Raw genomic sequence first — 16972 nt, 5'->3', positions numbered from 1 at the left:
CTTTGCCTGATGAAAATTGCCTATCTCTGCGACATCAGTCCTGAGCATACCCAGCCTTATTCGGGCGGGAACGCGCGAATCTATCGCGCGTTAAAGGATCATGTCGGTGAGGTCGATATTCTGCCGCAGAGTTGGGGCGCGGCGGAGCCTGTACGTCGTGCGATCTATGCGCTGCCTGAGGGGGTCAACCTGCGCCTGCGCTGGCGGCTTCATTTGCTGCTGTCACAGATCATTTCGCGCTCTGTGACACAGGCCTTGGCAGCCAAGAAGTATGATGTCGTTTTTGGAGCCTATTCCTTTCAGTCGATGGCGCGTCTTAAAACACCCTACCCTATGCTCAAGGCCTTCACGGCAGATGCCAGCTTTACTGTTTACAAACAGTCCGAGATCGGCGCGCGTTTTGGCTCTTCTTGGCTGTCGCGCAGATTGCTTGATCCGCTCACCTTCAGAGCCGAGCGCGCAATCTACCAAAACCTAGACCTCGCGCTTTGGCCCTCTGATTGGCTCAAGCGCGAGGCTGATCCGCTTTATGATCTGAGCGAAAGTCAAAGCGTTGTTGTCCCTTGGGGCGCTAATATTGACACACCCAAAGCCGAAGCGACGCCTTTGGCCCTATCAAAAGATGCACAAGTCAATTTGCTCGTTGTCGGGCGCGACTGGTTTGCTAAGAGCGGTCCAGTTGCATTTGAGACGATGAACATCCTGCGCAAAGCGGGTGTCGATGCGCGGCTGACAGTGGTTGGAACACAGCCGCCTGATGTCCATATCAACCCCTATGTGAAAGTGCACCGAGCACTCAACAAAGCAGTGCCGCGCGAGCGGGCGCTCTTTGAAGCAGCGTTCCGCAACGCCCATTTTTTAGTGCAGCCAAGCTTTGAAAGCTGGGGCTTCGCCTTTTGCGAGGCTGCGGCCTATTCGCTACCCTCGCTTTGTCTCTCTGTTGGCGGTGTGCCCGTTCAAGACGGAATCACGGGCCATGACCTTCCACAAGGCTCGAGTGCGATAGAATTTTCAGAGATTATTCAAGGCTATCTTAAAAATCCCGAGAGCTACGCCGCCTTGCGTCTCAGCTCGCGTGCCGAGTTTGAGGCAAGTCTCAACTGGGACGCTTGGGGGCGCAGAGTACACGATCTATTTGAGGAACGTTTAGCGTCAGGCAAGTTGTCTTACATGCCGTCACGCACTTGCTCAGTATCCAGTGCCGCGGATCACAACCCGTAGCGTTCCGAGGATCACTCTAACATCGGTCTGAAGCGAGAGCGCCTTATAGTAGGCTGTGTCATACTCAGCACGCTGCGGAAAACTTGTCTCGTTGCGCTCTGAAATCTGCCAAAAACCAGTGATGCCTGGGCGCATCTCATAATAAGCACGGCCCGGATAGATATCTTCCTGACCAACCATCATCGGACGTGGACCAACAATCGACATATGGCCAAGCAGAACATTCAGCAGTTGAGGCAGCTCATCAAGCGTAGTCTTACGCAGCACTTTCCCAAAAAGTGTAATCCGAGGATCGGACTTCAGCTTCTGGTTTTCACCCCTTCTGCGCGCGCTTCAGAATTTCGGGCAAGATAGGCCTCGAGAATTTGATCCGCGTCTGCCACCATTGTGCGCAGTTTGAACATGCGAAACAGGCGGCCATTCTGGCCAATACGTTTTCGCGTGTAGATCGGGGCACGGCCATCCAGAGCAATCAGCCCCATCAGCGGCAGCAAGATCAGCAGTGTAGGAACAATCGCGATCAGCACCATCGCAACATCAAGGGCTCGCTTGCCATGCGCACGGTAGACACCTGAAAGATGCGCCGCTGGGTTGGCTTCGAGCAGCCTGCGCAACTCGGCAAGATCCAGTCGGCTAGAGACACGTTCGTTCATCGCTACACCCTTGAGCCCAACGCCAACATGGCAGAGCCCTAACTCATTAAATGTACTGCCGGTCTCTCAGACATTTTGTCAGGTGCGCAGAAGCACTTTGGCTTCTGATGGGCGACCCACCGCAATGTCTTTTGGTTTTTTGAGACGCCAGCTTGGCAGCTTGGCCAGCGTCAAAAACCGTAACGTTGCGCGCTGTCCCCAAGCGCTATCTAGATGGCCAAAATCTTTATTTCGGTTCCGTCTAGAGCTCTTCTCTACGCCTCTGCTGGCGTCTGAGTCAATTCCCGATAAATTTTATGAAACTCGTAGTTAACGCCTTGAGCTTCCTTCTTTAACGGCCCGAAACTGACCAATGACATAAGCGAGATACCACGGCGAACAGCTAGGGATACGAACTGTGACTGCCCCCAGCTGTCGCGCCAACTCGTAAAACAACAGCGCAGCAACACCCCGACTAAAACTCCAAACAGGAAACAGTTACAGGGGAATTCCGCGATAGAGGCGTCATAACCGACAATTAGCCTGTTTTTTCGCCACATTTGACGTTTTGTTCATCAACTTCCCCATGCTTCAATTGTGCCAAGCATCCGCTTTGACACCCCGGCACAACCTTGGAAAGGTGCGGCTCACCTCGGACATAAGCAACAAGAAACAGGTCTCCAAAAGGGCTCAGCGGCCGCCTGTTTCTCTCGCTGATTGTCTACCGTTGGGAAACGATGATTTTCTGATCCACATCTCATAGACCGCCGAGCCACTCGGAGATGACGAAGGTTTGATTCGAGCACTCAACGCGATCAACCCTCCCGATGATCCATCCCGCCCCCGTGCCCTAAGTCCAGTTTGGCCAACCGCTTCAGGCCAGCACCTCCTCCAGAATTAGCGATTTCAATATGTTACCACTGACACCACAGATCGTAGCGCTCCATTTCCCTTTGACGTCCTTAGTCTGCTCGGTCATCCTGTCTCAGACAGGGCGGCAAACAGTGCGCCAATAGAAAAACGAAAGAGCCAATGGCCTCATCCAACCAAACAAAGTCCACGGGCAAAGCGCCTGCGCGCCCGTCTCCGCATGTCTCCGACGAGATCCGCAAAACCACTTGCTACATGTGTGCCTGCCGCTGCGGGATCAACGTGCATATGCAGGACGGCAAAGTAAAGTATATCGAGGGCAACAAAGATCACCCTGTAAACAAGGGTGTGCTCTGCGCCAAAGGCTCTGCGGGCATCATGCAGCATTATGCGCCCTCGCGCCTGCGAGCTCCGATGAAACGGGTCGGGCCACGTGGCTCCGGTCAGTTTGAAGAGATCAGCTGGGACGAAGCCTACAGCCTCGCCGAAAGCTGGCTGAGCCCGCTGCGCGAGAACGCCCCCGAAAAGCTCGCCTTCTTTACAGGACGCGACCAGTCGCAAAGCTTCACATCGCTCTGGGCGCAGGCCTTCGGCACGCCCAACTATGCCGCACACGGCGGCTTCTGCTCGGTCAATATGGCCGCTGCTGGTATCTATACCATGGGCGGTGCCTTCTGGGAATTTGGCCAGCCCGACTGGGACCGCACCAAGATGTTCATGATCTTCGGTGTCGCAGAGGACCACGACAGCAACCCCATCAAAATTGGCATCGGTAAGCTCAAAGCACGCGGTGCGCGCATTGTCGGCGTCAACCCTGTACGCTCTGGGTACAACGCTGTGGCTGACGACTGGGTCGGGATCACCCCGGGCACAGACGGGCTCTTCATCATGGCGCTGATCCACGAGCTGCTCAACGCCGGCCAGATCGATCTCAATTACCTCACCCGCTATACCAATGCAGGCTTTCTCGTAAACTGTGCCGAGGCTGGCCCTAACAAAGGCCTCTTCCTGCGCGACGATAACGGCAAAGCACAGGTGATTGACCGTTTAACAGGCAAGCTTTCAGACTATGACGCAAAGGGCGTTCAGCCCAAACTGACAGGCCATCACCGCCATGCAGGCGAAACATATCGCCCTGCGTTTGAGCTTCTGGCTGAGCAATATATGAGCAAGGATTATGCGCCTGACGCAGTGGCGGAACGCTGCGGCATCCCTGCGTCACGGATCAAAGCGCTGGCAGCAGACCTTGCACGCGTGGCCTTTGAAGAAGAGATCGTCATCGATCAGCCGTGGATCGACTGGAAAGGCGAGAAACACGCCCAGATGATTGGCCGCCCCGTGAGCTTTCATGCCATGCGCGGAATTTCGGCGCACTCAAACGGCTTCCAGACCTGCCGCGCGCTGCACATCCTGCAGATCCTGCTTGGTTCTGTCGAGGTTCCAGGCGGCTTTCGCTTCAAGCCGCCCTACCCCAAGCCGCCCGAGGCACACCCGAAGCCACACGCAGGCTACAAGGCAGGCCAGCCGCTTGACGGGCCGCACCTTGGCTATCCGATGGGCCCAGAGCACCTGCTGATTGACGAGGACGGAACTCCGAAGCGCATCGACAAGGCCTTCAGCTGGGAGAACCCGTTTAGCGCCCATGGCCTGATGCATATGGTGATCTCCAACGCCCATGCAGGCGTCCCTTACAAAATCGACACGCTGTTCATGTATATGGCCAATATGGCGTGGAACTCATCGATGAACACCTCCTCGGTGATCGACATGCTGACAGACACCGACGAGAATGGCGACTATGTGATCCCACATATCATCTACTCGGATGCCTATAGCTCGGAGACAGTAGCCTACGCCGACCTTATCCTGCCTGACACAACATATCTTGAGCGCCACGACTGTATCTCGCTGCTTGATCGCCCGATTTGTGAGGCTGACGCCGCCGCTGACGCCATCCGCTGGCCCGTGGTGGAGCCTGATCGCAACGTAAAGGGCTTCCAATCCGCCCTATGTGATCTCGGAGCGCGGCTCGGCTTGCCTGGCTTTGTCAACAAGGACGGCAGCCAGAAATATGCCGACTATGCGGACTACATTGTCAGCCACGAACGCCGCAAAGGCGTTGGCCCGCTTGCAGGCTTTCGCGGGGAAGACGGAACAAGCGAGGGGCGCGGCGCGCCCAACCCGAAACAGCTTGAAAAATACATCGAGAATGGAGGCTTCTGGGCGAGCCACCTGCCCGAGGAAGCGCAGTTCTACAAACCTTGGAACCAGGCCTATCAGGATTGGGCCGTCAAAATCGGTCTCTTTGATGCGCCTGCGCCCTATGTCTTCAACCTCTACCTTGAACCCATGCGCAAAATGCAACTTGCCGCCGAAGGCCATGGCGAACGTCAGCCGCCAGAGCATCTGCGCGCGCGCATGATTGAAACCATGACACCGCTGCCGCATTGGTATGCACCCTTTGAGCAAAGCCAAGTTGCCGAAGAAGACTACCCGCTTCACGCGCTCACCCAGCGTCCGATGCACATGTATCACTCATGGGGCAGTCAGAACGCATGGCTGCGTCAGATCACAGGTGTTAACAAGCTCTTCATTCCAGGCCCGCTCTGGGACGAACATGGCTTTTCCGAGGGCGACTGGGCCTATGTCACATCGCCACACGGCCGCATCAAAGCGCCCGTCGCGCGGATGGATGGCGTCAATGGCAAAACAATCTGGACATGGAACGCTATCGGAAAAAAGCGTGGCGCTTGGGCGCTCTCTGAGGATGCACAGGAGGCAACACAAGGCTTCTTGATGAACCATCTCATCAACGAACTTCTGCCGCCAAAGGGCGATGGGCTTCGCTGGGCCAACTCCGACCCTGTCACAGGCCAGGCCGCATGGTTTGACTTGCGTGTGCGGATCGAGAAAGCCCCCGAAGGCGGACCATCAGAGCCCGCCCTTGCCGCACAAGAAAGCCCTGTTGGCACTGGTCCCAAAAACGTAAGCTACGGGGAAGACTTCTGATGCGTGCGCACGCAATCACAGGCGGCGGTGGGCTAAAGCTCCATGTCACCGATCAGGGACCAGAGGATGCGCCAGCACTTCTTTTGATACATGGATGGGCGCAGCATTCTGTCGCTTGGACGGCGCAGGCTCCCTTGGCGGAGCGCTTTCGTGTTGTTGCTCTTGATCTACGCGGTCACGGGAGCTCAGATGCGCCCCAAGAGGTAGACGCCTACACAGACACAACGCTCTGGGGCGATGATATTCACGCTGTCATCACTGAACTTGGCCTCCAAAAAACTGTACTGGTTGGCTGGTCTTACGGCGCGCGCGTGATCGCTTCCTATATCGCCACCCATGGGCAAGACGCGATTGCAGGCGTTGTCCTCGTTGGTGGGGTGATCGCCATCGGTGAGGCGCGAGAACCTTGGATGATGGGCGCAAGCAGCCCGGCACTCAACAAAGACCTTTATACTTCGGATCAAGCTCGCCTGCTCGCTGCGACTGCGCAGTTTGTCGATCAATGCACCTATGCGCCCCTTTCCCGCGAAACCTACGGCACACTGGTAGGAGCGAATATGCTGGTCAGCCCCTTGGTGCGTCGTGCCCTCTTTTCGGGCACTCTGGACTGCCGCCCTGTCTGGCAAAGCGTCACCAAGCCTGCACTTGTTGTGCACGGCGCTTGCGACAGCATTGTTCTGCCCATTGTCGGGCAAACCGCCGCCGAGACACTGCCAAACAGCTCGCTTTCGCTCTGGGACAAAACGGGCCACGCGCCCTTTGCCGAAGACCCCGTTCGTTTCAATGCAGAACTGGCCGCCTTTGCCGCCAAAGCCCATGAGGAGGCCGTATGACCTCTCTGCCCCAAAGTACCGAGAAAAAGCTCGGCCTTGTCATTGATCTTGATACCTGCGTGGGATGTCACGCCTGTGTCGTGTCCTGCAAAGAATGGAACACATCAAACTACGGCGCTCCTTTGTCAGATATAGACGCCTACGGCGCAGAGCCACACGGCACCTTTCTCAACCGCGTTCACAGCTTTGAAGCGCAGCCCGAGAGCGGCTGCTCTCAGACTGTGCATTTCCCCAAATCCTGCCTGCATTGCGAAGACGCACCCTGCGTTACCGTCTGCCCCACAGGCGCAAGCTACAAGCGCGAGGAAGACGGTATCGTGCTTGTGAATGAAGATGATTGCATGGGCTGCGGCCTCTGTGCTTGGTCCTGCCCATATGGTGCGCGCGAACTTGATGAAATCTTTGGTGTGATGAAAAAATGCACCCTTTGCGTAGACCGGATTTACAACGAAAACATCCCCGAGGAAGACCGCGTCCCCTCCTGTGTGCGCACCTGCCCGTCGGGTGCCCGTCACTTTGGCGACTTGGGCGACCCAGAGAGCGATGTCTCAAAACTCGTCGCAGCGCGCGACGGCTTTGACCTTATGCCCGAGCTTGGAACAAAACCTGTGAACAAATACTTGCCACCGCGCCTCAAGGACAAGCCTTCTGAGGCGGCACTTGAGCCACAACACACTGACGCTAAGGGCCTTTTTGCATGGCTTGATAAAGCGCTGGAGAAACTCTGATGCATCCAGCTCCCTCTGTCATAGCTTTCACCACGCTCTCAGGCCTCGGCTTTGGGCTATTGGCCTTTCTCGGCCTTGGCCTGCCGCCTGTCACAGGCTGGGTGTCTTTTGTGTTTTTCTTCCTTGCCTATGCTCTTGCCGTCGGCGGATTGCTCGCCTCTGTTGCGCATTTGGCCAACCCGAAGAACGCCATCAAAGCCTTCAGCCAGTGGCGCTCAAGTTGGCTCTCGCGTGAAGGGATCGCCGCTGTCGCCGCGCTTTCCGTTATGGCGGTCTATGCCATCGCGCTCATCTTCTTTGACACCTATCTGCGCCTTGTCGGCGTGCTCGGCGCCCTCCTCTGCCTGACAACTGTCTTCACGACCTCGATGATTTATACCCAGCTCAAAACCGTGCCACGCTGGAACATGTGGACCACGCCACCCATCTTTATGCTCCACTGCCTCGGCGGCGGCGCTTTGCTTGCAGGCCAGCCGCGCATGGCAGCTGTTTTGCTTGCCATATTGGGCGCGCTAATGGTCTGGGCATGGATCAAGGGCGATGAAAAGGACCGTGCAGGCTCAACACTGGAAACAGCCACAGGGTTGGGCCGCATCGGCAAGGTCCGCCTGCTAGAGCCGCCGCACTCGGGCGAGAACTATTTGCTCAAGGAAATGGCCTATCAGGTCGGGCGCAAGCACGCACTCAAACTGCGCGTCATTGCCTTTGTGTTAGGCATTGCAACGCCTGTGTTGCTTATGCTCTTGCTGTCTGTCACGCACACAACTGCGCTGGTTGCGATCCTTGCGCATCTCGTAGGTATATTTGCAGGCCGCTGGCTCTTTTTTGCCGAGGCCGAACATGTGCAGGCGCTTTACTACGACAGATAACCGACCGCGCGGTTGACTTTTGGCGCGGAGCGCGACACCTTCGCCCGAAACGGCCCTAAAGGAGCGCTCATATGTCTGGTGTCACCACCACAATGCACGGCGATATCGCCGTGCTCACCATCGACAACCCACCTGTGAACGCCGCATCCCAAGCGGTACGCCAAGGTCTGATGGACGCGCTCATCGCAACAGAAAAGAGCAAACCTGCCGCCGTTGTGCTCACCTGTGCGGGACGTACTTTTGTTGCAGGGGCGGATATTCGCGAGTTTGACAAACCCTTCCTTGAGCCAATGCTGCCCGACCTTCTCAATACAATCGAGGCCGCAACCCGCCCTTGGATCGCTGCCATTCATGGCACCGCCCTTGGTGGCGGATTCGAGCTGGCGCTCGCCTGCTCACACCGTATCGGGGCCCCATCCGCGAAGATCGGCCTGCCCGAAGTCAACCTCGGCCTCATCCCTGGCGCAGGCGGCACTGTGCGTCTGCCTCGACTGATCGACCCCGTTGAGGCCGCGCGCCTCGCGGTCACGGGCAAACCGATCAGCGCGAGCGAGGCCCACAAGCTTGGACTCTTTGACGCCATCGCCGAGGGCGAACTGCTCGATGCTGCCATCGCGCTGGCGAAGGACGCCGCGGCAAAGCCCCTGCCAGCGCCTTTGCTCACCCGCGCTGCGCCAGAGGTCGAGCGCGCCGCATGGGACGCGGCCATCGCCAAGCTCACCGCAAAAGCGCGTGGTCAGAACTCGCCGCATGAGGCCGCCGCCGCCGTGCGTGATGCCCTTGATCATAGCGGACCAGACGCCCTGAAGCTTGAGCGCGAGCGCTTCATGCGCCTCAAAGGCTCGCCGCAGTCCGCAGCACTGCGCTATATCTTCTTCGCCGAGCGTACAGTTGGCAAATCTCCTCGCACCAAAGGCGTAGCGCCCCGTCCGCTCGCTCAGATCGGCGTTGTCGGCGGTGGAACCATGGGCGCAGGCATCGCTGCCGCTGCGCTTCTGTCTGGCCTTAAGGTCCAGATGATCGAACGCGACCAAGACGCCACCAATGCGGGCGCCGCTCGCGTCGAAGGCATCCTCGGAGGCTCATTGAAACGTGGGCTGATTTCTGAGGCAAAGCACACCGCCTTGCTGGCCAGCTTCAACGCCGACAGCTATTACAGCGCGCTGGCCGAGGCCGACCTCGTCATTGAAGCCGTTTTTGAAGACATGGACGTAAAGAAGCAGGTTTTCAAAGCGCTTGAATCCGCTTGCAAGCCAGAGGCCGTGCTTGCCACCAACACATCCTATCTCGACGTAAACGAGATCGCTGCAAGCGTAGCAGACTCCTCCCGCGTCATCGGACTGCACTTCTTCTCGCCCGCACATATCATGAAACTCTTGGAGATTGTCGTGCCAAACAATGTTGCCGATGATGTGCTCGCAACGGCCATTCAGCTTGCAAAGGCCCTGCGCAAACTGCCCGTTCTTGCAGGGGTTTGCGACGGTTTCATCGCCAATCGCATCATGTCGTCCTATCGCCGCGAAGCGGATTATCTGCTTGAGGACGGCGCACTTCCCCATGAAATCGACGCCGCTATGCGCAATTTTGGCATGCCGATGGGCATCTTTGAAATGCAAGACCTTGCAGGGCTTGATATCGGCTGGGCCACACGCAAACGCCGCGCCGCCACGCGCCCTTCCAGCGAGCGCTATGTCGACATCCCTGACCGCATTTGCGAGCAAGGTCACTTTGGCCGCAAGACAGGGCGCGGCTGGTATCTTTACGGCGAAGACGGCAAGCCCGCGCGCAACCCGGAAGTCGAGGCGCTGATCATCGCGGCATCCGCCCGCAAAGGCATCCCCCGGCTGAGCTTCTCCGAACAGGCGATAATGGCACGCATCCTTGGCTGTATGCAAAGCGAAGGCGCAGCTATTCTGGCCGAAGGCATCGCCGCCTCACGCGAAGATATCGATGTGACCATGGTCAATGCCTTTGGCTTCCCACGCTGGATGGGCGGGCCAATGTTCATGAAAGACGCCTAGGCGCTCAAGGCGTCCACCTCTGTCAGCACCTCAGCGAGCACTGCAAGGATCATATCGACGCCCTCTTCATCAATCGTGAGCGGCGGGCGAATTTTCAGGATATTGTCAAACGGCCCTTCACAGCCGAGCAATATCCTGTGTTCGCGCATGCGGTTTTTGACATAGTCCGCCACATCGGTGGCAGGCGTGCGCGCGACAAGGTCGCTCACCAGATCAACCCCTATAAACAGCCCATACCCGCGCACATCGCCAATGACCGCGTGCTTGCCCTGCAGGCGTCTCAGGCCGTCAAGCAAACGGTTGCCCATCACGCAGGCGTTCTCCGCCAACCCTTCATCATCAACAATATCAAGAGTTTCAGTGCCAATACGGCATGACAGCGTGGAGCCCCCGAACGTCGAGAAATACTCTGGCCCCTGCGCAAAAGCCTCCGATATGGCTCTTGTCGTCACCACTGCGCCAATGGGGTGCCCATTGCCGATGGGCTTGCCCAATACCACAATATCAGGCAGAGCACCTTGCTCTTCAAAGCCGAAATAATACGCGCCAAGCCGTCCTAGCCCCGTCTGCACCTCATCTGCAATACAAACACCGCCAGCGGCACGGATATGCTCATACACAGCAGGCAAATACCCCTTCGGCGGAATGATCTGCCCGCCCACGCTTGGAAAGGTCTCGGCAATAAATCCCGCCAGCTTACCCCCCTTGGCCTTAATGCGCTCAACCGCCTCGTTCACCTGCGCCGCGTATTTCTCAGCGCGCTCAGGATCGTCGCGGCGATAGCGCCCGCGGTAGTCGTCGGCCACATCAACAAGCTGAACCCAGTCGGGCTGTCCCACGCCCCCCTTGGCGTTAAACTTGTAGGCAGAGATATCAATCGCGCCAGTGGTATTGCCGTGATAGCCGTGATCGGGTGTGATCATATCACGCCCCCCAGTGGCCGCCCGCGCAAGGCGAAGCGCCAACTCATTGGCCTCAGAGCCCGAGTTGACAAAATAACAAACATCGAGCCCTTCGGGCATCTTCTGCGTGATCTTCTCAGCAAAAGCCACCTGAGCGGGGTGCAAATAGCGCGTGTTTGAGTTCATCCGCTTGAGCTGATCCGCCGCCACCGCCTGAATACGCGGATGCGCATGCCCCACGTGAGGCACATTGTTATATGCGTCCAAATAAGGCCGGCCCCACTCATCAAACAAGTGATGCTTCCAGCCGCGCAGGAGCATAACCGGCTCAGCATAGCTAAGCTTCAAATTACGCGCAAAACGCGCGTGGCGCTCAGCCTGCACAGCCGCCTTGTCGCGCGCGACATAGCCCGTCTTTTCATCGGGCAGGTTCAAAAGCGCCGCTGGGTTAGGACAGACCACGCCCCAGAGATACATCTCGTCAGGGTCCGCAACACCGGGCCAATCGCCGCCCATCCCGTCTGTCGTAAGCGCGAGCTGAAAGTGCACATGCGGCGCCCAACCGCCCGATTGGGTCTTGTCTCCCAGATGCGCCAGCAGCGCGCCCTTTGGGAAAATGTCCCCAACGGAGAGCCGCTCGCATATCTCGGGGTTGAGATGGCCATAAAGCGTATAAAACTTGTCGCCGGCAGGAGTGGCGTGTTCAAGGATGACGACGCCACCATAATCGAGGTGTGCCGGTCGGTATTCCACAACATGCACCCTCCCCGCGAGTGGCGCATAAATCTTTGTCTGCGCGGCAGCAAAGCCGTCCACAGCTATATGCACTGTGCGGCGGCTAGAGGCCTTCCAAGGCCCACGGCGAAAGAATGACGCCGTATAAATCAATCGCGGTTCGTTATAGTAGCCAAGCCAGATTCCGCCTTCGATGTCATACTCTGTGCCCACAACAGCCGCCTCCTCAAGCGGCAGATCAAACGGGTTGATCGGGCTTGCAGAGTTTTCGACCGACAACAAACCCATAGGCGCATCGCTCAGATCCTCGCCAAAGAGTGGCGCAAAATTTCCGCGTTCGCTTTCGATCCACGCCATGACGCGCGGGGCCGCCTCAACCACAGCCAAGCCACAGGCTGCCCGAAGCCGCGCGCGCAAAAGCCCCACGTCTTCCACCTCGCGCTCCAAAAAAGCCCAAGCAGGCGCTTGAGAAATCACTACATATGGGTCATCAGGCGTTTCTTTCGCCATCAGCGTCGAGTTGACCACGCTCACCGCAAGCCGCATCCGCAAAAGCGGCCAAAGCAAATCAAGTTCATCGCCCGTCAATGGATAGGCCTCATGATAGCCCGCCACAGCCGCCGCAAGCGCCTGTTCGGGCGCATCTTGATCAAGCACCAAATAGGCACAAGCAATCGCAAGGTCACAAATACGCGGGCTAGCGCACATATCGCCCAGATCAATCAGCCCCGTGACATGCGGCGCGGCTGTGAGAGAGCCACTCACCAAGATATTGTAATCATTGAGATCATTATGAATCGCCACCTGCGGCAGCGCTGTGAGCACTGGTAACAGCGCCTCATACTCAGCCAAAATCCCGCCAAGCAAAGCGCGCCGCGTAGGCTGCGTTATGGCGTCAAGCGCGTCTCTGATCCAGCCAGCCTGCATCAGGTTCCACTTGAAATCACGCGCCAAAGCGGGATGTGTAAAATCCGCCAAGGCAAGGTCCATCGCACCAAGCTTCGCGCCGACCTCAGCGACAAGCGCAAGCGTCTTGGGGAGGGTTTCGGCATAGACGCGCCCCTCACACTTCTCCAAAAGCCAGACAAGGCGCATATCTCCCTCTTCGTCTGAAACTTCTATGTAGTTTTCCCCTGAAGGTGTGTTCACAATATTGGGGACAGGAACGTTAGGTGCGCTCGCAGATATATGGCCAAAAGCCCCACACTGAAGCGCGACAAACTCCGCCTCACAACCCGGTCGCATGACCTTAAGCACATAAGCCTGCCCTTCTGTCTCAGCGAGGAAATTGAGATCATACTCGCCATCAAGCCGTGTCAGATCCGCCTCAATATCCCAAAGGGTCTTCAGTGCCGCCTGCCAATATGTGCTCATGATGCCTCCCCCAACTCAGTGATGACACGAGCAAACCACAGCCCTGCAGGCAGCGCCAGCCCTCGACATCAAAGACGTCGGATCGCACTCAACATTTCCGTTTGTCTTCTGCGCATTCTGCGGCAAAGCTGCCCAAAGAAATGACCTTACCAGCCCCGAAAGGCATCCCATGGATCGCGCCGAAATCGTTCACCAAAACTTTCTGACACGCCTCGCGGCTGGTGACTTTCCAAGCGGTAAGCCCGCAACAGACGCCCTCTCAAAGGCAGAGGCCGTCAGCCTCTTTCGCACCCAATGCCTCAGCCGCGCACTCGACCGTACCAGCCGTGCCATGCAAAAGGCGGGCCAAGGCTTTTACACGATCGGCTCCTCAGGTCACGAGGGCATGGCTGCCGTCGCCGCAGCCCTGCGTCCTGGTGATATGGCCTTTCTGCACTACCGCGACGCAGCCTTTCAGCTTGGCCGCGCTGAGCAAGTGCCCGGCCAATCCGCGCTCTGGGATATGCTCTTGTCTTTTGCTTGTTCCTCGGAAGACCCGATCTCAGGCGGGCGTCACAAGGTTCTCGGCTCGCGCGCCCTTATGATACCGCCACAGACCTCGACCATCGCCAGCCACCTGCCCAAAGCCGTCGGCGCGGCATATAGCGTGGGTCTGGCGCGCCGCCACCCTCCGGAGCATCGGCTTTTGCCCGAGGACGCGATTGTCGCCTGCTCCTTTGGCGATGCCTCCGCCAATCACTCCACAGCTCAAGGCGCTTTCAATACAGCGGGCTGGGCCTCTTATCAGTCCAGTCCCCTGCCGCTGCTCTTTATCTGTGAAGACAACGGCATCGGCATCTCGACACCAACCCCCGACGGCTGGATCGCCGCCAGCTTTCAAAGCCGCCCCGGACTCAAATATTTCCACGGCGACGCGCTTGATATCTATGACGCCTATACCGCAGCCCAGCGCGCCGCCGACTACGTGCGCAGCCGACGCAAGCCTGCTTTCCTGCATCTGCGCACCGTTCGCCTTTATGGTCACGCAGGGGCCGATATGCCCACAAGCTATATGTCCAAAAGTGCGGTTGAAGCCGAAGAAGCCAATGATCCGTTGCTTCACTCTGTGCGCCTTCTAACAGACGCAGGCGCGCTTACCCCATCAGACGCGCTTGAGATATACACAGAAACTCTGGAACGCGTTACGCGCACCGCCGCAGAAGCCGTCCAGCGCCCGCGCCTTGCAACAGCCCGCGAGGTCATGGCCTCAATTGTCCCACCAAAGCGTGCCGTAACTCCAAGCAACGGCCCCAGCGCCGAGACCCGTGCTGCAACTTTTGGCAGCGACATAAGCGCAATGGACAAACCACAGCCCATGTCCCGCCTCATCAATTGGGCGTTGAATGACCTGATGCTCGCCCATGAAGAGATTGTGCTCTGCGGTGAAGATGTCGGGCGCAAAGGCGGCGTCTATGGCGTCACCCAGCGGCTGCAACAGCGCTTTGGCGAAGACCGTGTCATTGATACTTTACTCGATGAGCAATCCATTATCGGCCTCGCCATCGGAATGGCCCAGAACGGTTTTATCCCTGTCCCCGAAATTCAGTTTCTTGCCTATTTACATAACGCAGAAGACCAATTGCGCGGCGAAGCAGCCACGCTGCCGTTCTTCTCCAACGGCCAGTTCACGAACCCGATGGTGCTCCGTATCGCTGGGCTTGGCTATCAAAAGGGTTTTGGAGGGCACTTTCACAACGACAACTCGATCGCCGTATTGCGCGATATCCCAGGTGTAATCATCGCCTGCCCCTCAACAGGCGCGGACGCGGCAATGATGCTGCGGGAATGCGTTCGCCTTGCGCGCGAAGAGCAGCGCGTGGTTGTGTTTCTCGAACCAATCGCGCTCTACCCCATGCGGGACTTGCAAACCGATGGCGATAACGCATGGATGTGCAGCTACCCTCCTCCAGACGAGAGCATCGCCTTCGGGCAGATCGGCCAGCACGGCGCAGGAACCGACCTTGCTATTGTGACCTTCGGCAACGGTCATTACCTCTCGCGCAAGGCCGAAGCTGATTTGCGCGCCAAGGGCATCGATCTCAGGATCATTGACCTGCGCTGGCTTGCTCCTCTGCCCGAAGAGGCGCTGCTTTCGGCCGCCAAAGACTGCAAAAACGTTCTGATCGTTGACGAATGCCGCCGTACAGGCGGCCAAGCCGAGGCCCTCATGGCGCTCTTTGCAGAGGCGGGCCAACGTCGCCTCGCCCGTGTCACCGCGCAAGACAGCTTCATTGCCACAGGCCCCGCCTATGGCGCAACCTTGCCCGATGAAGCCCAAATCATTGCCGCGGCAGAGGCTCTTGTCCTATGAAGCGGGCGGTGGTCATCTGCCCGGGACGCGGAACCTATAACAAGCCCGAACTGGGAAGCCTGATGCGGCTCAACCCCGACAAGACCGAACTGTTTGAGAGTTTTGACACAATCCGCCGCACCAACAGTCAAGAGACACTGACAGAGCTTGACGGGGCGGCTAGCTATTCTATCGCCAAACATACCCGCGGTGACAACGCATCCGCACTAATCTACGCCGCCAGCTACGCCGACTTCCTCTCGCTCAAAGACATTGACGTCGTCGCCGTCACTGGAAACTCAATGGGCTGGTACTCCGCGCTCGCTTGCGCAGGCGCGTTGAGCGCGGATCAGGGCTTTCGCCTCGTCAACACGATGGGTCAGTTGATGCAGGATAGCCTCATTGGCGGACAGCTTGTCTACCCGATCACAGACGACACATGGCAGCCAGACACCACCCGGCGCACAGAGGTGATCCACCTCATGACAGAGATCGCGCAGAAAGCCGGACATAAGCTCGCGCTCTCGATTGACTTGGGAGGAATGCTTGTCCTCGCTGGCAATGAAGCGGGCCTAACCGCCTTTATGAAACAGGCTAAACGACAGGGGCAATTCCCACTCCGCCTGCACAACCACGCAGCCTTTCATACGGTGCTGCAAGAGCCCGTTGCACGCGCGGCCCAACACCGCTTTGACCCTGCGATGTTTGCACAGCCTAATATCCCCATGATTGACGGACGTGGCGCGATCTGGTGGCCCCACGCGACAGACACAGACGCGCTCTATAACTACACCCTAGGCGATCAAATCACCGCACCCTATAATTTTGCAAAAGCGGTCACAATCGCCGCTCGCGAATTTGCGCCTGACCTCTTCATCGTCTTGGGCCCCGGAACAACCCTCGGCGGCGCCGTCGCTCAGTCCCTTATTGCCGCTGGATGGCAAGGCATGGGGTCAAAATCAGACTTCCAAATCCGTCAAAGCCAAGCCACCCTGCTCACAGCAATGGGACGCGCTGACCAACGGAATCAGGTCGCAACCTAAATCCGCAGCGCCACGTGAAATCCAGCCATAAATTGAAAGGTAATGGCGGTGCTGTCAGACGAATGCGAACTCGTCTCAGTTTCCCGGTATCGGCAATCTTTTAGGCTGCGCAGATGCAGCGCCCCTCGGCAAGAGCGGCGGTGCGGTTGAGCTTGAAATTTGATCGGCTGTAGAGATGTCGTTCCTGATTGAAATGGTTGTGGACTGAGGCGTGGACAGCAACGAATTTCTGCAAGGTTCGCATGCGCCTGAAGCGGATCATTGCCCGTTCTCTTCGTCGAAATGGCTGATGTGAATTCTCGGGGAGATTGTTGAGCCAGCGGCCCGTTTCCTGTTTGTCGGCGCTGCCGATGACCTTCATCGCCGCACCATAAGATCGCAGCTTGTCGGTCATGAAAATTTGCAG

The 16972-nt window shown here is 57.7% G+C and carries 12 protein-coding genes; 8 read left to right on the top strand and 4 right to left on the bottom strand.

All coding sequences use genetic code 11. From position 1 onward, the window contains the following. Positions 1 to 9 precede the first annotated feature (9 nt). The gene (locus P8O11_RS05590; RefSeq protein WP_300292528.1) at positions 10 to 1221 is read left to right on the top strand and encodes a glycosyltransferase family 4 protein; all 1212 of its coding nucleotides are present in this window, start codon (positions 10 to 12) and stop codon (positions 1219 to 1221) included. Here P8O11_RS05590 and P8O11_RS05585 read toward each other — a convergent pair. Further along, positions 1189 to 1488, bottom strand: coding sequence for a sugar transferase (locus tag P8O11_RS05585; protein WP_300292526.1), 300 nt, complete (start codon positions 1486 to 1488; stop codon positions 1189 to 1191). The genes P8O11_RS05590 and P8O11_RS05585 overlap by 33 nt on opposite strands. 32 nt (positions 1489 to 1520) lie before the next feature. Continuing rightward, the gene (locus P8O11_RS05580) at positions 1521 to 1874 is read right to left on the bottom strand and encodes a sugar transferase (RefSeq protein WP_300292524.1); all 354 of its coding nucleotides are present in this window, start codon (positions 1872 to 1874) and stop codon (positions 1521 to 1523) included. 1011 nt (positions 1875 to 2885) lie between these two features. On the opposite strand from P8O11_RS05580, the gene P8O11_RS05575 reads away from it, so the two are divergent. The 5 genes from P8O11_RS05575 (at position 2886) to P8O11_RS05555 (ending at position 10183) form a co-directional block, all read left to right on the top strand. Continuing rightward, complete coding sequence (locus P8O11_RS05575; protein WP_300292522.1) at positions 2886 to 5732, top strand: molybdopterin oxidoreductase family protein; 2847 nt, start codon at positions 2886 to 2888, stop codon at positions 5730 to 5732. Continuing rightward, on the top strand, positions 5732 to 6565 hold the full coding sequence (locus P8O11_RS05570) for an alpha/beta fold hydrolase (protein ID WP_300292519.1): 834 nt from the start codon (positions 5732 to 5734) through the stop codon (positions 6563 to 6565). The genes P8O11_RS05575 and P8O11_RS05570 overlap by 1 nt, the downstream gene beginning before the upstream one ends. Continuing rightward, entirely contained in the window at positions 6562 to 7293 is a 732-nt protein-coding gene (locus P8O11_RS05565; RefSeq protein ID WP_089888016.1) for a 4Fe-4S dicluster domain-containing protein, read from the top strand. Before P8O11_RS05570 ends, P8O11_RS05565 begins: the two co-directional genes overlap by 4 nt. Continuing rightward, positions 7293 to 8162 (top strand): DmsC/YnfH family molybdoenzyme membrane anchor subunit, encoded by an 870-nt coding sequence (locus P8O11_RS05560; protein WP_300292513.1) that lies wholly within the window; start codon positions 7293 to 7295, stop codon positions 8160 to 8162. Before P8O11_RS05565 ends, P8O11_RS05560 begins: the two co-directional genes overlap by 1 nt. 71 nt (positions 8163 to 8233) lie before the next feature. Further along, positions 8234 to 10183, top strand: a complete 1950-nt coding sequence (locus tag P8O11_RS05555; RefSeq protein ID WP_300292511.1) for a 3-hydroxyacyl-CoA dehydrogenase NAD-binding domain-containing protein — start codon at positions 8234 to 8236, stop codon at positions 10181 to 10183. Here P8O11_RS05555 and P8O11_RS05550 read toward each other — a convergent pair. Beyond that, entirely contained in the window at positions 10180 to 13194 is a 3015-nt protein-coding gene (locus P8O11_RS05550) for an aminotransferase class III-fold pyridoxal phosphate-dependent enzyme (RefSeq protein ID WP_300292509.1), read from the bottom strand. The genes P8O11_RS05555 and P8O11_RS05550 overlap by 4 nt on opposite strands. Positions 13195 to 13363: 169 nt before the next feature. On the opposite strand from P8O11_RS05550, the gene P8O11_RS05545 reads away from it, so the two are divergent. Further along, complete coding sequence (locus P8O11_RS05545) at positions 13364 to 15544, top strand: alpha-ketoacid dehydrogenase subunit alpha/beta (RefSeq protein ID WP_300292507.1); 2181 nt, start codon at positions 13364 to 13366, stop codon at positions 15542 to 15544. Next, positions 15541 to 16566, top strand: a complete 1026-nt coding sequence (locus P8O11_RS05540; RefSeq protein WP_300292505.1) for an ACP S-malonyltransferase — start codon at positions 15541 to 15543, stop codon at positions 16564 to 16566. Before P8O11_RS05545 ends, P8O11_RS05540 begins: the two co-directional genes overlap by 4 nt. Positions 16567 to 16666: 100 nt before the next feature. On the opposite strand, the gene P8O11_RS05535 is transcribed toward P8O11_RS05540, so the two are convergent. Further along, positions 16667 to 16972: DDE-type integrase/transposase/recombinase (locus P8O11_RS05535; RefSeq protein ID WP_300292503.1), on the bottom strand; the 306-nt coding region annotated here is incomplete at its 5' end.

The sequence above is a fragment of the Lentibacter sp. genome (genome assembly GCF_029254145.1).
Lineage (GTDB): Bacteria > Pseudomonadota > Alphaproteobacteria > Rhodobacterales > Rhodobacteraceae > Lentibacter.
This window is presented reverse-complemented; position numbering and strand designations above follow the sequence as displayed.